The sequence below is a fragment of the Arthrobacter sp. 9MFCol3.1 genome, assembly GCF_000620385.1.
Lineage (GTDB): Bacteria > Actinomycetota > Actinomycetes > Actinomycetales > Micrococcaceae > Arthrobacter.
Genome location: NZ_JIBJ01000003.1, coordinates 291397 through 308465, shown reverse-complemented (window position 1 = coordinate 308465; position 17069 = coordinate 291397). Strand labels below are relative to the sequence as shown.

13 protein-coding genes and 1 pseudogene are annotated in these 17069 nt (G+C 65.0%); 5 read left to right on the top strand and 9 right to left on the bottom strand.

Annotation, left to right across the window (positions count from 1 at the left end):
* Window positions 1-8: 8 nt before the first annotated feature.
* Window positions 9-107, bottom strand: a pseudogene (locus tag C560_RS23730) (MerR family transcriptional regulator); the annotation flags it as partial.
* Window positions 108-364: 257 nt separating this feature from the next.
* Between C560_RS23730 and C560_RS0101430 the strand changes: the two are divergent.
* Window positions 365-1765 (top strand): SulP family inorganic anion transporter, encoded by a 1401-nt coding sequence (locus C560_RS0101430; protein ID WP_231494223.1) that lies wholly within the window; start codon window positions 365-367, stop codon window positions 1763-1765.
* A gap of 127 nt (window positions 1766-1892) precedes the next feature.
* Here C560_RS0101430 and C560_RS20965 read toward each other — a convergent pair whose 3' ends face one another.
* The 7 genes from C560_RS20965 to C560_RS0101395 form a co-directional block, all read right to left on the bottom strand.
* A complete protein-coding gene (locus tag C560_RS20965) occupies window positions 1893-2978 on the bottom strand; it encodes a PEP/pyruvate-binding domain-containing protein (RefSeq protein ID WP_043422248.1) in 1086 nt (361 codons plus the stop codon).
* 10 nt (window positions 2979-2988) lie between these two features.
* Window positions 2989-4878, bottom strand: a complete 1890-nt coding sequence (locus tag C560_RS0101420; protein WP_026536850.1) for a PEP-utilizing enzyme — start codon at window positions 4876-4878, stop codon at window positions 2989-2991.
* Window positions 4875-5732 carry an HAD-IIA family hydrolase gene (locus tag C560_RS20960; protein WP_051532938.1) on the bottom strand — a complete coding sequence of 286 codons (858 nt, stop codon included), beginning with the start codon at window positions 5730-5732 and terminating at the stop codon, window positions 4875-4877. The genes C560_RS0101420 and C560_RS20960 overlap by 4 nt, the downstream gene beginning before the upstream one ends.
* Window positions 5729-7246, bottom strand: a complete 1518-nt coding sequence (locus C560_RS20955; protein ID WP_043422242.1) for an acetyl-CoA carboxylase — start codon at window positions 7244-7246, stop codon at window positions 5729-5731. The genes C560_RS20960 and C560_RS20955 overlap by 4 nt, the downstream gene beginning before the upstream one ends.
* A complete protein-coding gene (locus C560_RS0101405) occupies window positions 7243-8595 on the bottom strand; it encodes an acetyl-CoA carboxylase biotin carboxylase subunit (RefSeq protein WP_026536849.1) in 1353 nt (450 codons plus the stop codon). Before C560_RS0101405 ends, C560_RS20955 begins: the two co-directional genes overlap by 4 nt.
* Window positions 8592-9137 (bottom strand): acetyl-CoA carboxylase biotin carboxyl carrier protein, encoded by a 546-nt coding sequence (gene accB, locus C560_RS0101400; RefSeq protein ID WP_026536848.1) that lies wholly within the window; start codon window positions 9135-9137, stop codon window positions 8592-8594. The genes C560_RS0101405 and accB overlap by 4 nt, the downstream gene beginning before the upstream one ends.
* Window positions 9138-9268: 131 nt before the next feature.
* Window positions 9269-10048, bottom strand: coding sequence for an IclR family transcriptional regulator (locus tag C560_RS0101395; protein WP_026536847.1), 780 nt, complete (start codon window positions 10046-10048; stop codon window positions 9269-9271).
* Between the two features lie 208 nt (window positions 10049-10256).
* Here C560_RS0101395 and C560_RS0101390 point away from each other — a divergent pair, with 208 nt between their 5' ends.
* From C560_RS0101390 to C560_RS0101375, 4 genes are read left to right on the top strand one after another with little or no spacing between them, the layout of a single operon-like run.
* Window positions 10257-11609 carry an MFS transporter gene (locus C560_RS0101390; protein WP_026536846.1) on the top strand — a complete coding sequence of 451 codons (1353 nt, stop codon included), beginning with the start codon at window positions 10257-10259 and terminating at the stop codon, window positions 11607-11609.
* A gap of 43 nt (window positions 11610-11652) precedes the next feature.
* Window positions 11653-13641: an acetoacetate--CoA ligase gene (locus C560_RS0101385; protein ID WP_026536845.1), complete on the top strand. Its 1989-nt coding sequence runs from the start codon at window positions 11653-11655 to the stop codon at window positions 13639-13641.
* Window positions 13638-14534 (top strand): amidohydrolase family protein, encoded by an 897-nt coding sequence (locus tag C560_RS0101380; protein WP_269320004.1) that lies wholly within the window; start codon window positions 13638-13640, stop codon window positions 14532-14534. Before C560_RS0101385 ends, C560_RS0101380 begins: the two co-directional genes overlap by 4 nt.
* A 31-nt stretch (window positions 14535-14565) precedes the next feature.
* Window positions 14566-15327: an SDR family oxidoreductase gene (locus C560_RS0101375; RefSeq protein WP_026536844.1), complete on the top strand. Its 762-nt coding sequence runs from the start codon at window positions 14566-14568 to the stop codon at window positions 15325-15327.
* Window positions 15328-16322: 995 nt separating this feature from the next.
* On the opposite strand, the gene C560_RS22545 is transcribed toward C560_RS0101375, so the two are convergent.
* Window positions 16323-17042, bottom strand: coding sequence for a ZIP family metal transporter (locus C560_RS22545; protein WP_026536843.1), 720 nt, complete (start codon window positions 17040-17042; stop codon window positions 16323-16325).
* Window positions 17043-17069 lie beyond the last annotated feature (27 nt).

Sequence of the window (17069 nt, the reverse complement as noted above, 5' to 3'; positions counted from 1 at the left end):
CGCGCGAACGGCTTCATCCTGCGTATCAAACGCAGTCGCGTGAAGTCGCGTTCCGTATACAAACGGAATCCGCCTTCCGAGCGGCCGGAGAGCTTGAGAAGGCTCACGTACGTCACGGTAGTGTTGTATGCGCGGCCGAAAGTCTCCGGCCATACTCTCTCCACCCAATTGTCTTCTATGGCAGGGCTGGGATCGTGCGCATCGTGGCGCGCAGAAAAGTCGCTCACCTGCTCTCCCGAGAGAGCCAAGCCCCTGGAGTCGCTCCTTGGCCACCGCCGAACGCCCTCGCCTGATCCGGCAACCGATCACAGTTCTTAGCGCCCTGCGCTCTCCGCGGCCGCTTTCCCGCGAGATCCTCGCCGGCATGGTCACTACCCTCGCATTGGTCCCGGAAGTCATTTCCTTCTCGATCGTCGCCGGGGTCGATCCGATGGTCAGCCTCGTCGCATCCATCGTCCTGGCCTTGACGATGTCTATTCTCGGCGGACGGCCGGGGGTGATCACTGCCGGGGCCGGGTCCGTCGCCCTCGTTATCGCCCCGCTCGTCCATGACCACGGTGTCCAGTATCTTCTGCCGACGGTGGTCCTTGCCGGTGTCATCCAAATTGTTTTTGGCCTGGCCGGCCTTGCCCGGCTCATGCGGTTCATTCCCCGGTCCGTGATGATCGGCTTCGTCAACGCCCTTGGTGTGCTCATCTTCACGGCGCAGGTGCCCCATGTCCTTAACGTTCCCTGGCTGGCTTACGTCCTGTTCGCTCTGACGTTCGTAATCATCTTCATCCTTCCGCGTTTCACCAAGGCCATCCCGTCACCGCTGGTCGCCATAGTCGTCGTCACCGCGATCGTCATCGTCGCCCAGCTCGTCGTTCCGAACGTCGCCGACGAGGGCCCCCTCACCGGGAAAATGCCCGGGATCACCCCGTTGCTCGTTCCGCTGGACTTGGTGACCTTTCAACTGATTCTGCCGACCGCGCTGAGCGTGGCGTTCGTCGGTCTCATGGAAAGCCTCCTCACCGCAAAACTCGTCGATGACATCACCGAAACCCCCTCACATAAGGGCCGCGAATCCTGGGCTCTGGGCGTCTCGAACATCCTCGCCGGCTTCTACGGCGGCATCGCCGGCTGCGCAATGATCGGCCAGACCGTCCTTAACGTGAAGACTGGCCAGGCCCGCACCCGCATTTCGACGTTCGTGGCCGGGCTGTTTCTTCTGGCCTTGGTGACCGGGCTCAGCTCGATTATGGGTCAGATCCCGATGGTTGCCCTCGCCGCGGTCATGATGGTCGTCGCGGTCACCACCGTCGACTGGCATAGCGTCAAACCGTCCACCCTGAAAAGGATGCCGGTCCCAGAGACGATCGTCATGGCCGTCACGGTCGCCGTTGTCGTCATCACCGAGAACCTCGCCTATGGCGTCCTCGTCGGTGTCATCCTCGCGATGGTGCTCTTCGCACGCCGAGTGGCCCACGTCATCACTGTCGACCGGACCCTCGCAGGCGATGGTGAGAGTGTCCGCTACGAGGTGGTGGGGCCGCTGTTCTTCGGGAGCAGTAATGATCTCGTCGAGCAGTTCTCTTACGCCAACGACCCGACCTCCGTGGCCATCGATCTCAGTCGGGCCCAGATCTGGGACGCCTCAACTGTTGCCGCACTCGACTCCATCGAAACGAAATACGGTGACTATGGCGCAGCGGTGACAATTGAAGGTCTCGATGAGCGCAGCACTGGCTTCCACCGTTCCCTCACCGGTCACTTGGGTGTCTGACGACGCCCCAGCCACGGATTTCCCATGCCTTAGGCGCTGTTCCCATCCGCAGCACCGCATATGGAGCTGGCCGCGCTGCTGCGCGGCCAGCTCCTGGCATTTGATACCGAAGCCCGTACCGTCAGGCTCAGTGCTGGTGTGAGGCGTCGTGCGCGTGGGCAGGGGGAGCGGTCGCTCCGGAGATGCTGCCGGTGATCCAGGACATCATGCCCGCCGTTGCGTCGAACGCCGGTTTGCGGTCGGCATTGGACCAGACGGTCTCCGGACGGCACTGGAGCAGGATCAGGTTGCTGCCCTCGGGGAGCTCTTCGTCCACCGCGAATTCGATGTCCTGAGGTGCCTGATGGATGCGCTCCAGCTTCTTGCCGAGCGTAGCCAGCGCCACCACCTCGTCATCCTGCAGGCACAACACATCGCGGCGTTCGGCAGGAACGTCCACCGGCGCGTCACCGCGGCGGTACTCGATGATCTTGTTGCCCACCACCCGGTCCGCGATGCCGAGGCCCACCTTGTCCACCACAAAGCGGTCCGGTGTCACTTCGCCGCCCACCACTGACAGGCCCAGGCCCCAGCTGGCTTCCATCACGATCTTGGACCGGTCACCGCTGGTGGGGCTAAGTGTGAACATCACGCCCGCGGCGCGGGCGCGCACGGTTTTCTGGATCACCACGGCCATCTCGATGGCGTGCGGATCGATCTCCTTCTCGGCGAGGTAGGAGAGGACCCGGCCGGCAAAGACGCTGACATAGCATTTGTGCACGTATTCGAGGACGGCGTCCGCGCCGACGATGTCCACCCACGTTTCGAACTCGCCGGCGAAGCTGGCGCCCACCGAGTCTTCCGCGGTGGCACTGGACCGTACGGCCACGGCGATGTTGTCCACGCCGGTGTAATCGCAGAGCTTGGCGTACGCTGCACGTATCGCGTTCGCTACCGAGTCGGGTAGGGGCATCCGGGTGAACCGTTCGCTAATGGCGCGGTCGGCGTCGTCGAACGCTGACTGCTCCCTGCTGGTACCCAGGCCGTCGAGCACCCCGCGGGTGAATTCCTGCAGGCCCCCTGTCTGGAGGTAGGCACGGTAGGCGGCCGCGGTCACTGCAAAGCCGGGGGCAACGGGCAGCCCGGCGGCGGTCATTTGGGCCAGGCCCGCGGCTTTGCCGCCCACTTCCCGGACGTCCTGGCAGGCGGGGTCGTTGAATTCTCGGGTAAACACGGTCAAACTCCTAGCGGACCGCTGCGGCGGTGTCAGTTGCGCGGGTGGTGTCGGGGGCCGGTTCGAGGACGACGACGGTGCCCGCCTTGCCGTCGATCCGGACCCTTTGGCCGGTGGTCAGGCGGGCGGTGGCAAAGCCGGTTCCCACCACGGCGGGAATGCCGTATTCGCGGCAGACGATGGCGGCGTGGCACATCATGCCGCCGATGTCGGTAATGACTCCGGTGGCCACTGCGAAGGCCGCCGCCCAGGACGGAGCGGTAATCGGAGCCACCAGGATTTCACCCGGCTGCAGGAGCGGCAGGTCCTTTTCGGAACGCAGCACCCGGACGGGGCCCTCGACGATTCCGAGGGAGCCCGGGATGCCGTTGAGCTTGTCCGTGGCGCCGTCGGAGGCCCCGAGCCAGTCCTGCACGCGTTCGGTGGTCACGCCGTAGTTCATCACGGCGAATGGGTCGGTGACCTGCTGCGGCGGGATGCCGTAGGCGGGCGGGGCACTGGCTGCCTGGAGCGCCGCAACAATCGGGCGGCGGCGGGCGATTTCGGCCTGCCAGCGCTTCTTGCCACGTGCCGGGACGCCGATCGCCCAGGAGTCCACGACATCGAACAGTGCGGTGTCCAGCTCGAAGCGGTTCAGGTAGAACATGTCCTCGGCGGTGTCGAGGAAGCCGGCATCCACCAGGAAACGGGCCAGGTCCCACGCCTTTTCCCAGAAAACCTTGTGGGACCAGTGCTCCACGTAGATGTTGTGCTCTTCGATGTAGGGGAAGACCTTCCGGGCGAGGCCGAGCAGTTCGTCGAACTGCCGTGCCTCATCGCCGGTGAGGAGGGCGCGGTATTCGTCCACGATCTCGTCCCGTTCGTCGCGGAGTCGCTCGATGGGCCGGGAGATGTCTTCGCCCGCGGCGATCTTGACCGCATACCGGGAGATGCCTTGCAGGGGGATGGAGAGGTCGCTGGCCCAGGTTTCCTGGTCGTGGGTGAAACCGTACTCGGCAAAGTAGTTGAACCAGGGGTCCTTGGCCTCTTCGAACGCGGCCAGCCAGGTCCGGCCGTTGGTGGTTTCCGCCAGAGCGGCCAGGATGGCTTCCGGGCCGCTGTCGCCGGTGATGATGCTGTTCAGGTCGAGTTCGTGGGAGAGCGCGGCGAGCTTGCGCAGTTCGTCGTCCGGGCGGAAGGCGAGGACATCGACGCCGGCCACCATGCGGGAGATGGACTGTTCGCTGATGAGCGGGAAGGCCTGCTTGCAGAACTGGAAGAAGGTGATGTAGCCGCCGTAGCCCAGGTTCAGGAATTCGAAGTGGTACTGCCAGATGGAGAAGAATTCATCGATCAGCCGGTGGTAGTTCTCGATGACGGCCATGGCCGAGGACCGGCCGCGCGCTTCGGTGACCACTTCGGCGGGGTCGTATTCGGTCAGGCGGGGGAACTCGATGGTGCGCAGGGAATCGATGGCGCCTTCCATCTTGGTCTTCCACTTGCCGTACAGTTCGTCCCAGTTGGCGTAGTAGTAGCCGGCCCGTTCCTGGAAGATGGCCACGCGCTCCTGGATCCGCGCGGGGTCCTCAACGCCCAGCGGCGAGATGTAGACATATCCGTTGACCACGCGGACGTCCAGGCCCAGCGACACCGGCAGGGCGAAGATGCGGGTGCTGAACGTTCCGACGCCCAGGTACACGGCCTCAGCGCCGATGCTGTCGAAGGGGTGGCAGCCGCGGGACCAGTGCATGGTGTCAGCGAACCAGAACTGGGCGTTCTCGTGCTCGGTGGTTTCCTCCGAGGGGACCAGGTAGTACGGGTACATCGACTCCCAGCCTTCCCCTCCGGCCGGGGCATGGGATTCGTTGAAGAAGGGGAAACGTGCTGTGCTGCCCGGGGTGGTTCCTGCGGTGTCGGTCATGATGTGGCTCCTTGCGACAGTGAAAGGGAGGGTGTGAGGAATGCAAGCAGTTCGGCGACGTCGGCCAGGGCGAGATCCGGCCTGGCGGCGCCTTCGAGCGTGGCGAGCAGTCCGGGAGATGTTGCTCCGGAGAGGACCAGGGCGCTGTTGGCACCCATGGACCTGGCCAGGTCGATTTCGACGGTGGCGTCGCCCACCACGGTGACCTCGGCGGCGGGAAGGCCCAGCCGGCGCAGCAGGGTTTCGCCCAGGGCGGCAGAGGGTTTTCCGATGACCTGCGGAACGGCGCCGGCAGCCCAGCCGACGGCGTTGGCAATGGCTGCCGAGACGCACACGGATTTGCCGAGGCCGCCATGGAACCAAGGCACGTCCACGGTGGTGTAGAGCGGGGCGCCGGCGTCGACGGCCAGGCTGGCCGCGTTGATCTGTTCAGTGCTGTACCCGTTTGCGGCCCCGACCACCACGACGTCGGCCAGTTCGGGTTGCGCGGTATCGGCCAGGTTGACGCCCAGGTGGCGCAATGGGGCGGTCAGACCCTCCGCTCCGAGCGCCAGCACCCGGGCCCCAGGGTGGCGGTGGGCAATATAGTCGGCGGCCGCGCTGCCAGCGGTAGCGAAATCCTCGTCGCGGATATCGATTCCCTGAGAGCGGAGATGGGCGGCGTATTCGGCCGGGGTCTTCTCCGAGGCGTTGGTGCAGACAACGACGGCGTGTCCGGCAGCGTACAGCGCTGCCACCAGCTCCGCGGCCCCCGGCATGGCTTCCCCGCCGGCGCCGCCGGCGCGCTTTGTGCGCATCAGGCAACCGTCGACATCCAGTACCCAGCCGTGGGAATGTTCAATGGCGTTGCTCATGCCGTGGCCTCCTGTGCGGCGCTGCCGCCTGTTGTACCAACTACTGCGGCACCAACGTTGTCGGAAGGGCCGCGTTGAATGGAAAATTTCGTGGTGCCGTCGCTGATGGACACCGAGGTGGAGGGCCGGTCATTCACTGCTGCGAGCAGCCGCTGCAGCGTTGACGTGGCCGAGTTCTTCTTCGCGGCGTACATGGTGTCCACCTGCTCGGCCGGCATCACCGCCCGGAGCAGCAGTTCCTCGTCGCTGATGGTGGCGCCGAAGCGCCGCCGCAAGTCCGCGATGGTCACGTCGCCGCCGTCGTTGATGGGCTGTTGTCCGCGCTTGGTGGCCATGGCACGGTCCATCAGCTCGGGGTTCACCGCCCCGGGCAACGGGCCGAAATCGCCGCGCAGCAGGTCGATGACCTCATCGGAAAGCTGCTTGTACCGTTCACCGGTGATGACGTTCAGGGTGGCCTGGGTGACGATGTATTGGGCAAAAGGTGTCATCACAATCGGCCAGCCAAGGTCCTCGCGGACTTGGACGGATTCCTCGATCACCTGGTCGAACAGGTCAGCGCGCCGGATTTCACCGAGCTGCCGCCGGGTGGTGGACTGCACCCCGCCGGGAATGGTGTGCCGGTAATAGGCCTCGTCGTACTCATTGGGGCTGCCGGCGGGCAGGTTCTTGATCCGGCCCTGGCGCTGCAGGTAGGCCGACGCTTTGGCCATGGCGTCCAGGTCCACGTTGACGTTGTGGCCGCGGGCCCGAAGGTTATGGACCAGGCGCTGGGCTTCCGGGTGCGAACTCCCGTTGGCGAGCGGGGGCAGGGCGCAGTGGATGGTGTCGATGCCCAGGTCTGCCGCGTCCAGGACGGTGATGGGGGACAAGCCAGTGGTGCTGTGCGAGTGGATCTCATTCAACCGGGTGGAAGTCAGGCTGGACTGCAGCAGCGGGACCAGGCTCTTCACCCGGTCCGGCGTCAGCAGCCCGGCCGGGTCCTTCAGGTAGACGCTGTCGATGGCGTCGCAGTCGTCGAGTTCCTTGGCCTTGGTGGCGAAGTATTCGTCCGTGTGGACGGGGCTGGTGGTGTAGCAGATCCCGCCGATGACCTCTTCGAAGCCGACGCGCTTGGCCATCTCGGCAGTACGCTTGGCGCCCTCCATGTCATGCATCGGATCGATCACCCAGAGCCGCTTGACGCCGTTCCGGACCAGCAGCCGGAAGGCAAGTTCGAACACGGCGTCCGGGGTGCGGTGGAACGAGATGAACCGCTTGCCCGTTGTGAGGAAGCCTAGCTGCGTGTTGGGCATCAGGTCGCGGGCGGCCCGTAACCGTTCCCAGGGATCCTCCTGGTGGTACCGCACGGCGGTGGCCATGAGGGTGCTGGAGACCAGTTCGATGGCGTGGTAGCCCACCTGGTCCAGCAGGGAAGCAACGCCCTGGACCATGCGTGTGGTGACTCCGGTGGCACCCCAGATGCTTTGGTTGCCGTCCCGCAGGGAGACGTCGACGAGTTTGACGTCGGTCATGAGTTCACCTTTTCCGTCAGCAGTTCATTGAGCCAGTGGGTGGTGACCGTGTTGTGCTGGAAGACTGGATGGGCCAGAATCCGGGACAGCAGCGGCAAGGAGGTGGTGACGCCTTCGATCTCGAAGGCTGCCAGGGCCTGTTCCATCCGTTCGATGGCGGCGGCGCGGTCCGGTGCCCAGGCGATCTGCTTGGCCATCAGCGCGTCGTAGAACGGCGGGAAGCGGTAGCCCTCATAGATATGCGTGTCGAGCCTGAGTCCGCCGGCGGCAGAAGGGCGCCAGCGCGTGACGGTTCCCGGTGAGGGCCGCAAGTCGTTTTCCGGGTCCTGAGCTGTGATGCGGCATTCGATGGCATTTCCGGTCAGGGTGATGTCTGACTGGGTGAAGGACAGTGGCTCGCCCAGGGCCGCGAGCAGCTGTTCTCGGACCAGGTCGACGCCGGTGACCGCCTCGGTGACAGGGTGCTCCACCTGCACCCGCGGATTTACTTCCAGGAAGGCCAGCGAATCACGCTGTACGTCGTAGAGGAACTCCACGGTTCCCAGGCCAACATAATCCAGGGCCTCGGCGATCCGGAGGGCACTCTGGTAGAGGAGTGCGCGGGTGGCCTCGGGCAGGGCGGTGCAGGGTGCTTCCTCCACGACCTTCTGGTAGCGGTATTGCACCGAACATTCCCGCTCGCCGAGGTGGACGCGGTGGCCGTGGCGGTCTCCGAGGATCTGGACCTCCACGTGCTTGGCGTCCTGGACGAACCGTTCAAGGAACACTGTGCCGTCCCCGAAGGAGGCTTCCGCCTCGGAGGATGCCAGCTGCCAGGCCTCGGCCAGTTCCGTTGTGCTTTCCACGAGTTTCATGCCGCGGCCGCCGCCGCCGTGGGCTGCCTTGATGAGTACCGGGTAGCCGATGCGTTCGGCCAGCTGCTGGACTTCCTCGGCCGTTTGGGCGGTGCCGCCGGCAGAGACGGGGACGTCCACGGATTCGGCCAGCCGCCGGGCCGTCAGCTTGTCTCCCAGCGCTCGCAGGGCCTCGGGTGACGGACCCACGAAGGTCAGCCCGTTCTCGGCACATAGTTCGGCGAAGGCCGGTCGTTCGGAGAGGAAGCCGTAGCCAGGGTGGATCGCGGTGCAGCCGGTTGAGATGGCGGCCTGGACGACGGCGTTCATGTTCAGGTAGCTGTCGGCGGGCCGGGGACCTCCAATGGTGACCACGCGGCCGGCCCGCCGGGCACCCAGGGTGTCCTTGTCCGCGGAGGAGACGCCGAGTACGGTGTCATAGCCGAGCCGGTCGCAGGCCTCAATGATGCGGACAGCTATCTCTCCGCGGTTTGCCACGAAGATGCGGTGCTTCATGGTGTGGCCCTGATGGCGAAAAGCGGCTGCTCGAATTCCACCAGTTCGCCGTCCTTCACGAAGACGGCAGCCACCTCGCCTGCTGCACCTGCGGTCACGGAGTTCATGAGCTTCATGACTTCGACAATGCACAGCACGGCATCGGCGGACACCGCATCGCCCACCTGGACGAACGCGGGCTCGCCCGGTTTGGGTGCCCCATAGTACGTGCCGAGCATCGGCGAGGTGACCAGGATGTGTCCGGCCGGAAGCGCGTCAGGGCTCATGGCGGGGGAGTGTCCGTTTGATGTGACGACGGCGGGAGCTGGCGCCGCAGGCGCAGGTGCGGCTGCCAGCTCTGCTGGCTGCGCGGCCACCGGCGGCGTTGCAGCGGGGGCCGCGACCGCGACGGCGGCAGCAGGGGTCTGGATTGCGCCCTCCGGAATGTGGCCGCCCCTGCGTACGTGCAGCCGCAGTTCACCTTTCTCATACAAAAAATCTGTGAAATCGGTCTTGTCCAGCTGCTCGATAATCGCAGCCAGTTCCTCCAGGTCAATGTCCATGTGCGGAATGTCCTTCTGTAACGCCTGTCCTCGTTGATCAGGCCCGAATGTGGTGTGTGCCACTTATTCACAGCGTAGGAAGGCGTCCCGGTATGCGCAACGGAATCTGAAGAGATTCTGCTGTGCGCAATTTATCCCCGCATGGCGGCCCCTTCCAGCAGGCCCTTCTCTGTCATCGCTGCGGCCTCGTGGAGCGACCGCACGTGGTCGGCAACCATCGACTTCTGGAACCGTGCGGTGGGGATGGCTGTGGTGTAGGCGGCGATGGGCTTTCCGGAGGGGTCCCTGATGCACACGCCAAGGCCGCTGACCCCCTGCTCCGTTTCCTCGAAATTCGTTGCATAGCCTGCCTTGCGGACTGTCGCGAGCTGCCGCTTGAGAGCAGGCATGGCGTGGATCCGGGCTGTGGGCCACGGCGTCAGGCCGCCGCGGTAGATTTTCTCCAGCTCGACGTTGCCGAGTTCGGCGAGGATGGCCTTGCCCCCGGCGGAGCAGTAGGCCGGCATGAGGTCCCCCATCCTGGCTTTGACGTGGAGTGCCTCTTCTGACTCGATGCCATCAATGAAGCGGATGTGGGGCCCGGTCAGAATCATGAGCTGGACGGTGTCGTTGATGTCGCTATAGAGCTTCTGCAAGGCCGGGCGGCCTACCTGGCGCAGCTGGTTCACGGAGAAATTGGCCTCGCCATGGGGAGTCAGCTGTGGGCCTGCCCGGTAGCGCCGCTCCCGGTCCTGGATGGCAAAGTCCCTTGCGACCAGCGAGCCAAGGAGCCGGTGGGCCGTGGACGGTGCCACGCCGAGGCGCTCCCCGGCTGCCTTGACGCTGATGGATTCGCCGCCGCGCAGGATGATCAGCAGCTGGAGCGCCCGGTCAACTGATTCGAGCTTGGAAGGACTTTCTATATTTTGCATAGCAGAATAGTGACACGGTTCTCTGGCACCTGACTAGCCCACGGATTCCGCGTGCCCGGCTGCCAAAGAGCTGCAACTTCGGGTAGCAGCCGGGCTAGCGGATGATTTCGCTAGGAGGAATCTCCAACATTTTTATGGACGCGTCCAGGCCGTGTGACTAGGCTCACTGCATACCACTCCCACATCCTTAGGCAGCAAGAAAGAAGACATGGACTTCTTGACCCAGATCCGCCAGTCACCGATGACACGATTCCAGGTAATGGCCGTAGTGATCGCTCTTACACTGATCCTCATTGACGGATTCGACGTGGCCGTGATGGCCTATGCAGCGCCCAGCCTCTCCAGGGCTTGGGGGCTGGACCCGGTCACCCTCGGCTTCCTGCTCAGTGCCAGCCTGTTCGGGATGGCCGCGGGTTCGATCTTCCTGACTCCGCTCGCGGACAAGATCGGCCGCCGGAAGCTGGCCCTGATCTCGCTGGTCATCATCAGCGTTGGTATGGTGCTCTCCGTTTTCGCCGGTGATGCCATGCAGCTGATGGCTTTCCGGGTCATCACCGGACTTGGTGTGGGCGGCATGATGGCCAACCTGAACGTCCTGGTGTCGGAATACTCCTCGGACAAGCGTCGGGGCACCATCATCGGCATCTACGCCGCCGGTTATCCGATCGGTGCCACCGTAGGCGGACTGGTTGCTGCCCCATTGATTCCGGTCTACGGCTGGCATTCAGTGTTCATCGTGGGGGCGGCACTGACGGTCCTGATGCTGGCGATCTCCTGGCGCTTCCTTCCGGAGTCCCTCGACTACCTGCTGACCCGTCGCCCGTCAGGTGCCCTGCCCAAGGTCAACGGAATCCTCGCGAAGATCGGCCGGCCGGCTTTGGCCAAACTGCCAGCCCTTCCGGCTGCCGTCCGCCATCAGAGCGCGGTGGGCGAGATCCTGAGCCGGCCCACCCGTTTCCGGACGCTGGCTTTGTGGATCGGCTACGCCTGCCTCGTCGCGGCCTACTACTTCGCGAACACCTGGACTCCGAAGATCGTTGCGGTAGCCTCCGGCAATGACTCCCTGGGGGTGACCATCGGTGTGATCGCCAACGCGGGCGGCATCCTCGGCTGCTTCATCTTCAGCGCACTCGCCATCAAGTACCGCAGCCGGCTCCTGCTCGTCTGGGCCCTGGTTCTGGCCGCCGTCGCCTACCTGCTCTTCGGCGTGGTCTTCACCCAGGTCAACGTCGCCCTCGTCGTCGCACTGTTCCTCGGGATCCTCACCACCGCCGCGATTGCCGGCTTCTACGCTGTGGCACCCGATGTTTACACCGCGAGGGCACGGGCCACCGGTATCGGCTGGATGATCGGGCTGGGCCGCTTGGTCTCCATCGTGGCCCCCATCCTGGTGGGTTACCTGATCTCCGGCGGCTGGCAGCCGGAGCGCATCTTCTTCCTGTTCGCCATCCCGCTGGCGACCTCCGCCCTGTGCATCGTTTCGCTCGGCATGTCGCTCAAGCGCACCCAGCCGCCGGCCCTGGCGGACACCGCCCTGGCTCCCACCTCGCCTGCCGCGTAAGCGGAACCCATAATCTCCCTGTCAAGACATCGAAGGAAAATCCATGCGTTCAGTTGAAACCGGCGACCTGCTGCGAGCCGCCCCCAATCGTGAAGAATGGTCCGGCTCCCGGATGGGCCGCTTCCTGGCCGCCGTCGAGCAGAAGACCGGCCGGACCTTCGCCGGTTACGAGGACGCGTGGCAGTGGTCCGTGGACAACCTCGAAGAGTTCTGGGCCGAGGTCTGGGACCACTTCGAGATCATCTCCCACACCCCCTACGAGGCAGTCCTGGGCGACCGCAAGATGCCGGGGGCGGAGTGGTTCCCGGGTTCCACGATCAACTACACAGAACACATAGTGCGTGCAGTCCGCAGCCGCCAGGACGACGTCATGGTTAAGTCCCGGAGCCAGACTGCCGGCCGTTCCGAATGGACCGGCGGCCGGCTGCTGGAGGAGATCGGGCGCATCCAGCAGGGGCTGGTCCGCCAGGGCATCATGGCGGGGGACCGCGTGGCCGGCTATCTGCCGAACATTCCGCAGACCCTCGCGGCCTACCTGGCCACGACGGCCCTGGGCGCCATCTGGTGCTCCGTGCCGCCCGAAATGGGCCCCAAATCCGTGGTCGACAGGATCAGCCAGCTCGAACCCAAACTGATCATCGCCGTCGACGGCTACCGGTGGGGAAAGAAGGATCTGTCCCGGGCGGATGACCTGGTGCGGATCCGGATGGAACTGCCGGACACCCAGGTGGTGCTGCTCCCGTATCTCGACCAGGACTGCCAGGTGCCGGCCAACACCATTGCCTACCGCGACTTCACCGCTGAGAGCGCCGGCATCCGCTTCGAGGCCGTGCCGTTCTCCCACCCGCTGACCGTCCTGTTCTCCTCCGGAACCACGGGCAAACCCAAGGCGATCGTCCACTCGCACGGCGGCCTGCTGCTGGAACACTTCAAGGCCATGGGGCTGCACTTCGACATGGGCCCGAAGGACACCGCGTTCTGGTTCACCACCACCGGCTGGATGGTGTGGACCCTGGGCATCTCCACCCTACTGACCGGCGCCGCCGTCGTCCTCATGGACGGGGACCCCAACTGGCCAACGCTCGACGGCGAATGGTCCCAGTGGGCGGTACTGGCCGAGACCGAAGCCACTTACCTGGGCACGGGATCGGCCTACCTCGCCGCCTGCGCCCACGCCGGACTTACGCCGGGCGCCACCTGGGACCTCAGCCGGCTCCGCGAGATCCAGTGCTCGGGCTCGCCGCTCGCGGCGGACGTCGCGGCCTGGGTGTACGACGACGTCAGCCCGGACCTGGTGCTCGCACCCACCTCCGGGGGCACCGATATCTGTGCCGCATTCCTGGGCGGCAGCCCGCTGACCGGAGTCTATGCAGGCGAAATGTCCTGCCGGCCCTTGGGCGTGTCGGTGGAGTCCTGGGACCGGGACGGCCACCCGCTGCACGGCATAGCCGGCGAGCTCGTAGCCACGAAGCCCATGCCCTCCATGCCTGTCTTCTTCTGGGGCGACACGGACAACGAGCGTTACACCGACAGCTACTTCAGCGCCTACCCGGGCGTCTGGCGGCACGGTGACTGGCTCATCGAGACCGAACGCGGGACCTGGGTGATTTCCGGCCGGTCGGACGCCACCCTGAACCGGGGCGGTGTACGCCTGGGCACGGCCGAGTTCTACGCCGTTCTCGATGGCCTGCCACAGGTCAACGACAGCATGGTGCTGCACTTTGAGGACCCGGCAGGGGGAATGGGCCGCCTGGCGCTGCTCGTTGAAGCCCAGGAAGGTGCCGATACCGCACAGCTGGAGGCGGCGGTCCGCCGGGCGCTCCGAACGGAACTGTCACCCCGCCACGTCCCCGACGACGTCGTCTTCGTTCCCAGCATTCCCCGCAACCCCTCAGGAAAGCGGCTGGAAATCCCGCTCAAGCGGGTCATCCAGGGCGCTGTGCTGGGCGAGGCCATGGACCCGGGCGTGCTCGTCAAACCGGAAGATGTTGGCGAGACAGTGCGGCTCATCCAGAAGGCGTTCGCCGCATGACCACCACCAGAAACGTGAATCCGATGAATATTTCCGACCTCGTTGCCATCGACATGCACGTCCACATTGAAGCCGACGGCCACGGCCACACCGACATGCCGGAAGACTTCCGCGAAGCTGCCCGCAAGCACTTCGGCACCTCGCACGAACCGTTGAACGTCGACAGCGTGGCCGCCCATTACCGCGAACGCAACATGGCCGCCGTCGTCTTCACGGTGGACCACGAATCCCAGACCGGGCATCCGCCGATCTCCAACCGCGAGATTGCCCGCCAGGCTGCGGAGCATTCGGATGTGCTCATTCCCTTTGCCAGCATCAACCCTGCCCGCGGCGAGGAGGGTGTGCGGGAAGCGAAGATCCTGGTGGAGGAATTTGGTGTCAAGGGGTTCAAGTTCCACCCCAACCTGCAGGGATTTTTCCCGAACGATCCCATGGCCTACCCCCTCTACGAGGCAATTCAGGAACTGGGGGTTCCTGCGCTCTTCCACACGGGGCAGAGCGGGATCGGTTCGGGCATGCCGGGCTCAGGCGGGATCAGGCTGAAATACTCCAACCCGCTCGTGCTCGATGACGTGGCCGTGGACTTCCCGGACTTGAAGATCATCATGGCCCACCCGTCGTTTCCCTGGCAGGACGAGGCACTGGCGGTCGCGGCGCGCCACACCAACGTCTACATCGACCTCTCCGGCTGGTCCCCGAAGTACTTCCCGCCGCAGCTGGTGCAGTACGCGAACTCGCTGCTGCGGACCAAGGTCCTTTTCGGCTCCGACTACCCCATGATTCCGCCGGACCGCTGGATCGCCGACTTTGAGAAACTGGCCATCAAACCGGAAGTCCGTCCGCTGATCATGCGCGAGAACGCCATCCGGCTGCTTGGCCTGGGCGTAGCCTGAGCCTGACCCAACCACCGACTAGGAAACATCAATGTCACAACGCGTACTCATCACCGCCGGAGCCAGCGGGATCGGCCTTGCCGCCGCCAAGGCCTTTACAGCTGCCGGCGCCCGGGTTCACATCGCCGACATCAATGCCGAAGCCGTGGCCGCAGCCAGCGCCGGTAGCCCGGACATCACCGGATCAGTGACGGACGTCAGTAACCCCGACGCCGTCGCCGCCCTGTTCCAGGACGTCCAGAAGGAGCTTGGCGGTCTGGATGTGCTGGTCAACAACGCCGGCATCGCCGGCCCCACCGCCCCGGTCGAGGAATACGACGCCGGCGCTTTCGCCGCGGTCATTGGAGTCAACCTGCAGGGCACGTTTAATGTCACGCAGCGGGCTATTCCGTTGCTGAAGGAATCCGACGCCGCGTCCATCGTGACCATGTCTTCCCTGGCCGGCCGGTTCGGCTACCCGAACCGGGTTGCTTACTCCACAACCAAGTGGGGCCTGGTCGGATTCGCAAAGACGCTCGCCATGGAACTGGGCCCGTTTGGCATTACGTCGAACACCATCCACCCGGGCGCCGTGGACGGCCCGCGCATCATGAGCGTCTTCGAGGGCCGTGCGTCCATCTCCGGCCGCACCGTTCAGGAGGAAGTCGACTCCGCGATGGCCAACCAGTCGGTGAAGAAATTCATCAACCCCGACGACATCGCCGCCCTGATCCTCTTCCTCGCCGGCCCGCACGCCCGCACCATCTCCGGCCAGATGTTCCCCATCGACGGCGACTCCAAAGCCGCAGTCTAAGGAGCGCGAGGCATATTGCGCCGCAGGCGCCAGCCGCCGGCCGCCCCGCCGGGACAAACGCACTCCCCGTTATCGCCGTTCCGCCGGCGGGCAGCCTCAGGCGCGGCCGTTTCGTGCTCATCGTGGGTATCGTGCTCCTGGCCAACACCCTGCGGCACGCCGTCACCGGCTTGTCCCCGCTGCTGGCGGCGGTCCGGGGAGAAATGGGCCTGGGCATCGCCGCTGCCAGCTTCCTGGGCAAGGCTTCGGCGCCTACACCAGCCGGTTGGTTTATGGAGGCGGGAAGTTTACTTCAGCATTGTTGGCTGGCCTTTTCGCTGGGTCCTACGCAGCGTTTGGGTTGCCTGGAACGTGGCAAAGGAAGTGTGTACAACGTCCACACTTCGGGCTTCGGATCGCGCCGTGTGTGGGTCGGATCGGGCCGGATTCCTTATGTTTCCGGGGGAGTCGAGTGTTTGCGGGGGAGCGAAAGCAGTTCGAGTCCCACCTCGGGCACGTGTTTTCCCTGTCCAGGGGCTTGTGGGCCCCTGAATGTGTACAAATCTCCCGTGTGGGCCCCTTGGGGCCCATTTTTGTTGGCCGGCCCAGCGTGGTCGATCCGCCGAAACTTGCCTACGCCGGACACGGTCGGACGCAACATCGAGGGCCCCCCGGGTCCCGGCTTTTGCTCGAGGCGTCAAATCCAGGACTGACCACGCTACGTAGAAGACCTGCTCGGAACTCCCGTTTCATAGAACCATCAACCTCCCAGCATCTGGGCAGAGGACGACGGAAAACCGAAGTGGATTGATCACAGCTTCTCAACGTCCCATGCAAGGGTCGTGACACGAAGGTCTGAGGATCGACTTGAAGCCTGGTCCGTGACAATCACAGACCCGAAATTCTGCTGGAATCTGGAAGATGTCACGTTCCAAAGCTCGAGGAAGGCCGTGGCCGTGATGTCTTCTGCGTCATGCCGGTCCCGGGAAAGCCGAGGGAAGAGGCCGGCCGCGGCTTCAGTGGCCGCCGAGGATCTCCACAAGAGCGAACGAGAGACCGAAGCCAACGGCGATCGCGATGCCGGTGGCGGCACCGGCGTCCCGAAGCCCCTCCGGTACCATACGGGTCGTTACATTTGTCAGGATGCCGCCGCCGGCGAAGGCCAGCGCGAAGGCCACCACCTCGGGCGGGGCTCCCCGCAGCAGCACCATGAAGACGGCCACCGACGCGGCGCACAAGAACGTCATGGCCAGCCAGGCGGTCATGACGTGGCGGGTGGTCATGCCTGATTTGCGCAGCGGTCCGGTGTCGGCCATGGCCTCGGGCACGCCGCAGAGGAAGACAGCGGCCAGCACCGCCGCACTGATGCCGTAGCCGCTGAGTAGCGCCCCAGTGATAACTACCGCTTCGGCGACCACGGACAGCCCGATCACAAGGAACCTGGGCTCGTGGACGGGAGGTTCGGACAGCCGCCGGCCGCGCACGGCACCCGTCACCACCCACGCCGTCGCCACGGCCCCGCCGATCAGTCCCACCCCGACATAACCGCTTCCGCCGGCCAGCCGCCCGGCCTCGGCGACGAGCTTGTAGGCGACAGCCGAGAGCAGGGCGCCGGCACCGAGCCCGGTCAGGATGCCGAGCAGGACGCTGTTGCCAACGCGCCACCGCAGGGCTAGCAGTCCACCTAGGAAGTACGAGGACCCGGCAAGCAGACCCCAGCCAAATGCCTGCAGCATTGGCTCCCCTTTCGGCTTAGGCACTAA

Coding starts and splice junctions, on each gene's coding strand:
- C560_RS0101405 (WP_026536849.1), bottom strand. CDS start 8,595: ATGAAGCACCGCATCTTCGTGGCAAACCGCGGAGAGATAGCTGTCCGC.
- C560_RS22545 (WP_026536843.1), bottom strand. CDS start 17,042: ATGCTGCAGGCATTTGGCTGGGGTCTGCTTGCCGGGTCCTCGTACTTC.
- C560_RS0101380 (WP_269320004.1), top strand. CDS start 13,638: ATGACCACCACCAGAAACGTGAATCCGATGAATATTTCCGACCTCGTT.
- C560_RS20955 (WP_043422242.1), bottom strand. CDS start 7,246: ATGACCGACGTCAAACTCGTCGACGTCTCCCTGCGGGACGGCAACCAA.
- C560_RS20960 (WP_051532938.1), bottom strand. CDS start 5,732: ATGAGCAACGCCATTGAACATTCCCACGGCTGGGTACTGGATGTCGAC.
- C560_RS0101430 (WP_231494223.1), top strand. CDS start 365: ATGGTCACTACCCTCGCATTGGTCCCGGAAGTCATTTCCTTCTCGATC.
- C560_RS0101375 (WP_026536844.1), top strand. CDS start 14,566: ATGTCACAACGCGTACTCATCACCGCCGGAGCCAGCGGGATCGGCCTT.
- C560_RS0101385 (WP_026536845.1), top strand. CDS start 11,653: ATGCGTTCAGTTGAAACCGGCGACCTGCTGCGAGCCGCCCCCAATCGT.
- C560_RS0101420 (WP_026536850.1), bottom strand. CDS start 4,878: ATGACCGACACCGCAGGAACCACCCCGGGCAGCACAGCACGTTTCCCC.
- C560_RS0101395 (WP_026536847.1), bottom strand. CDS start 10,048: ATGCAAAATATAGAAAGTCCTTCCAAGCTCGAATCAGTTGACCGGGCG.
- C560_RS0101390 (WP_026536846.1), top strand. CDS start 10,257: ATGGACTTCTTGACCCAGATCCGCCAGTCACCGATGACACGATTCCAG.
- accB (WP_026536848.1), bottom strand. CDS start 9,137: ATGGACATTGACCTGGAGGAACTGGCTGCGATTATCGAGCAGCTGGAC.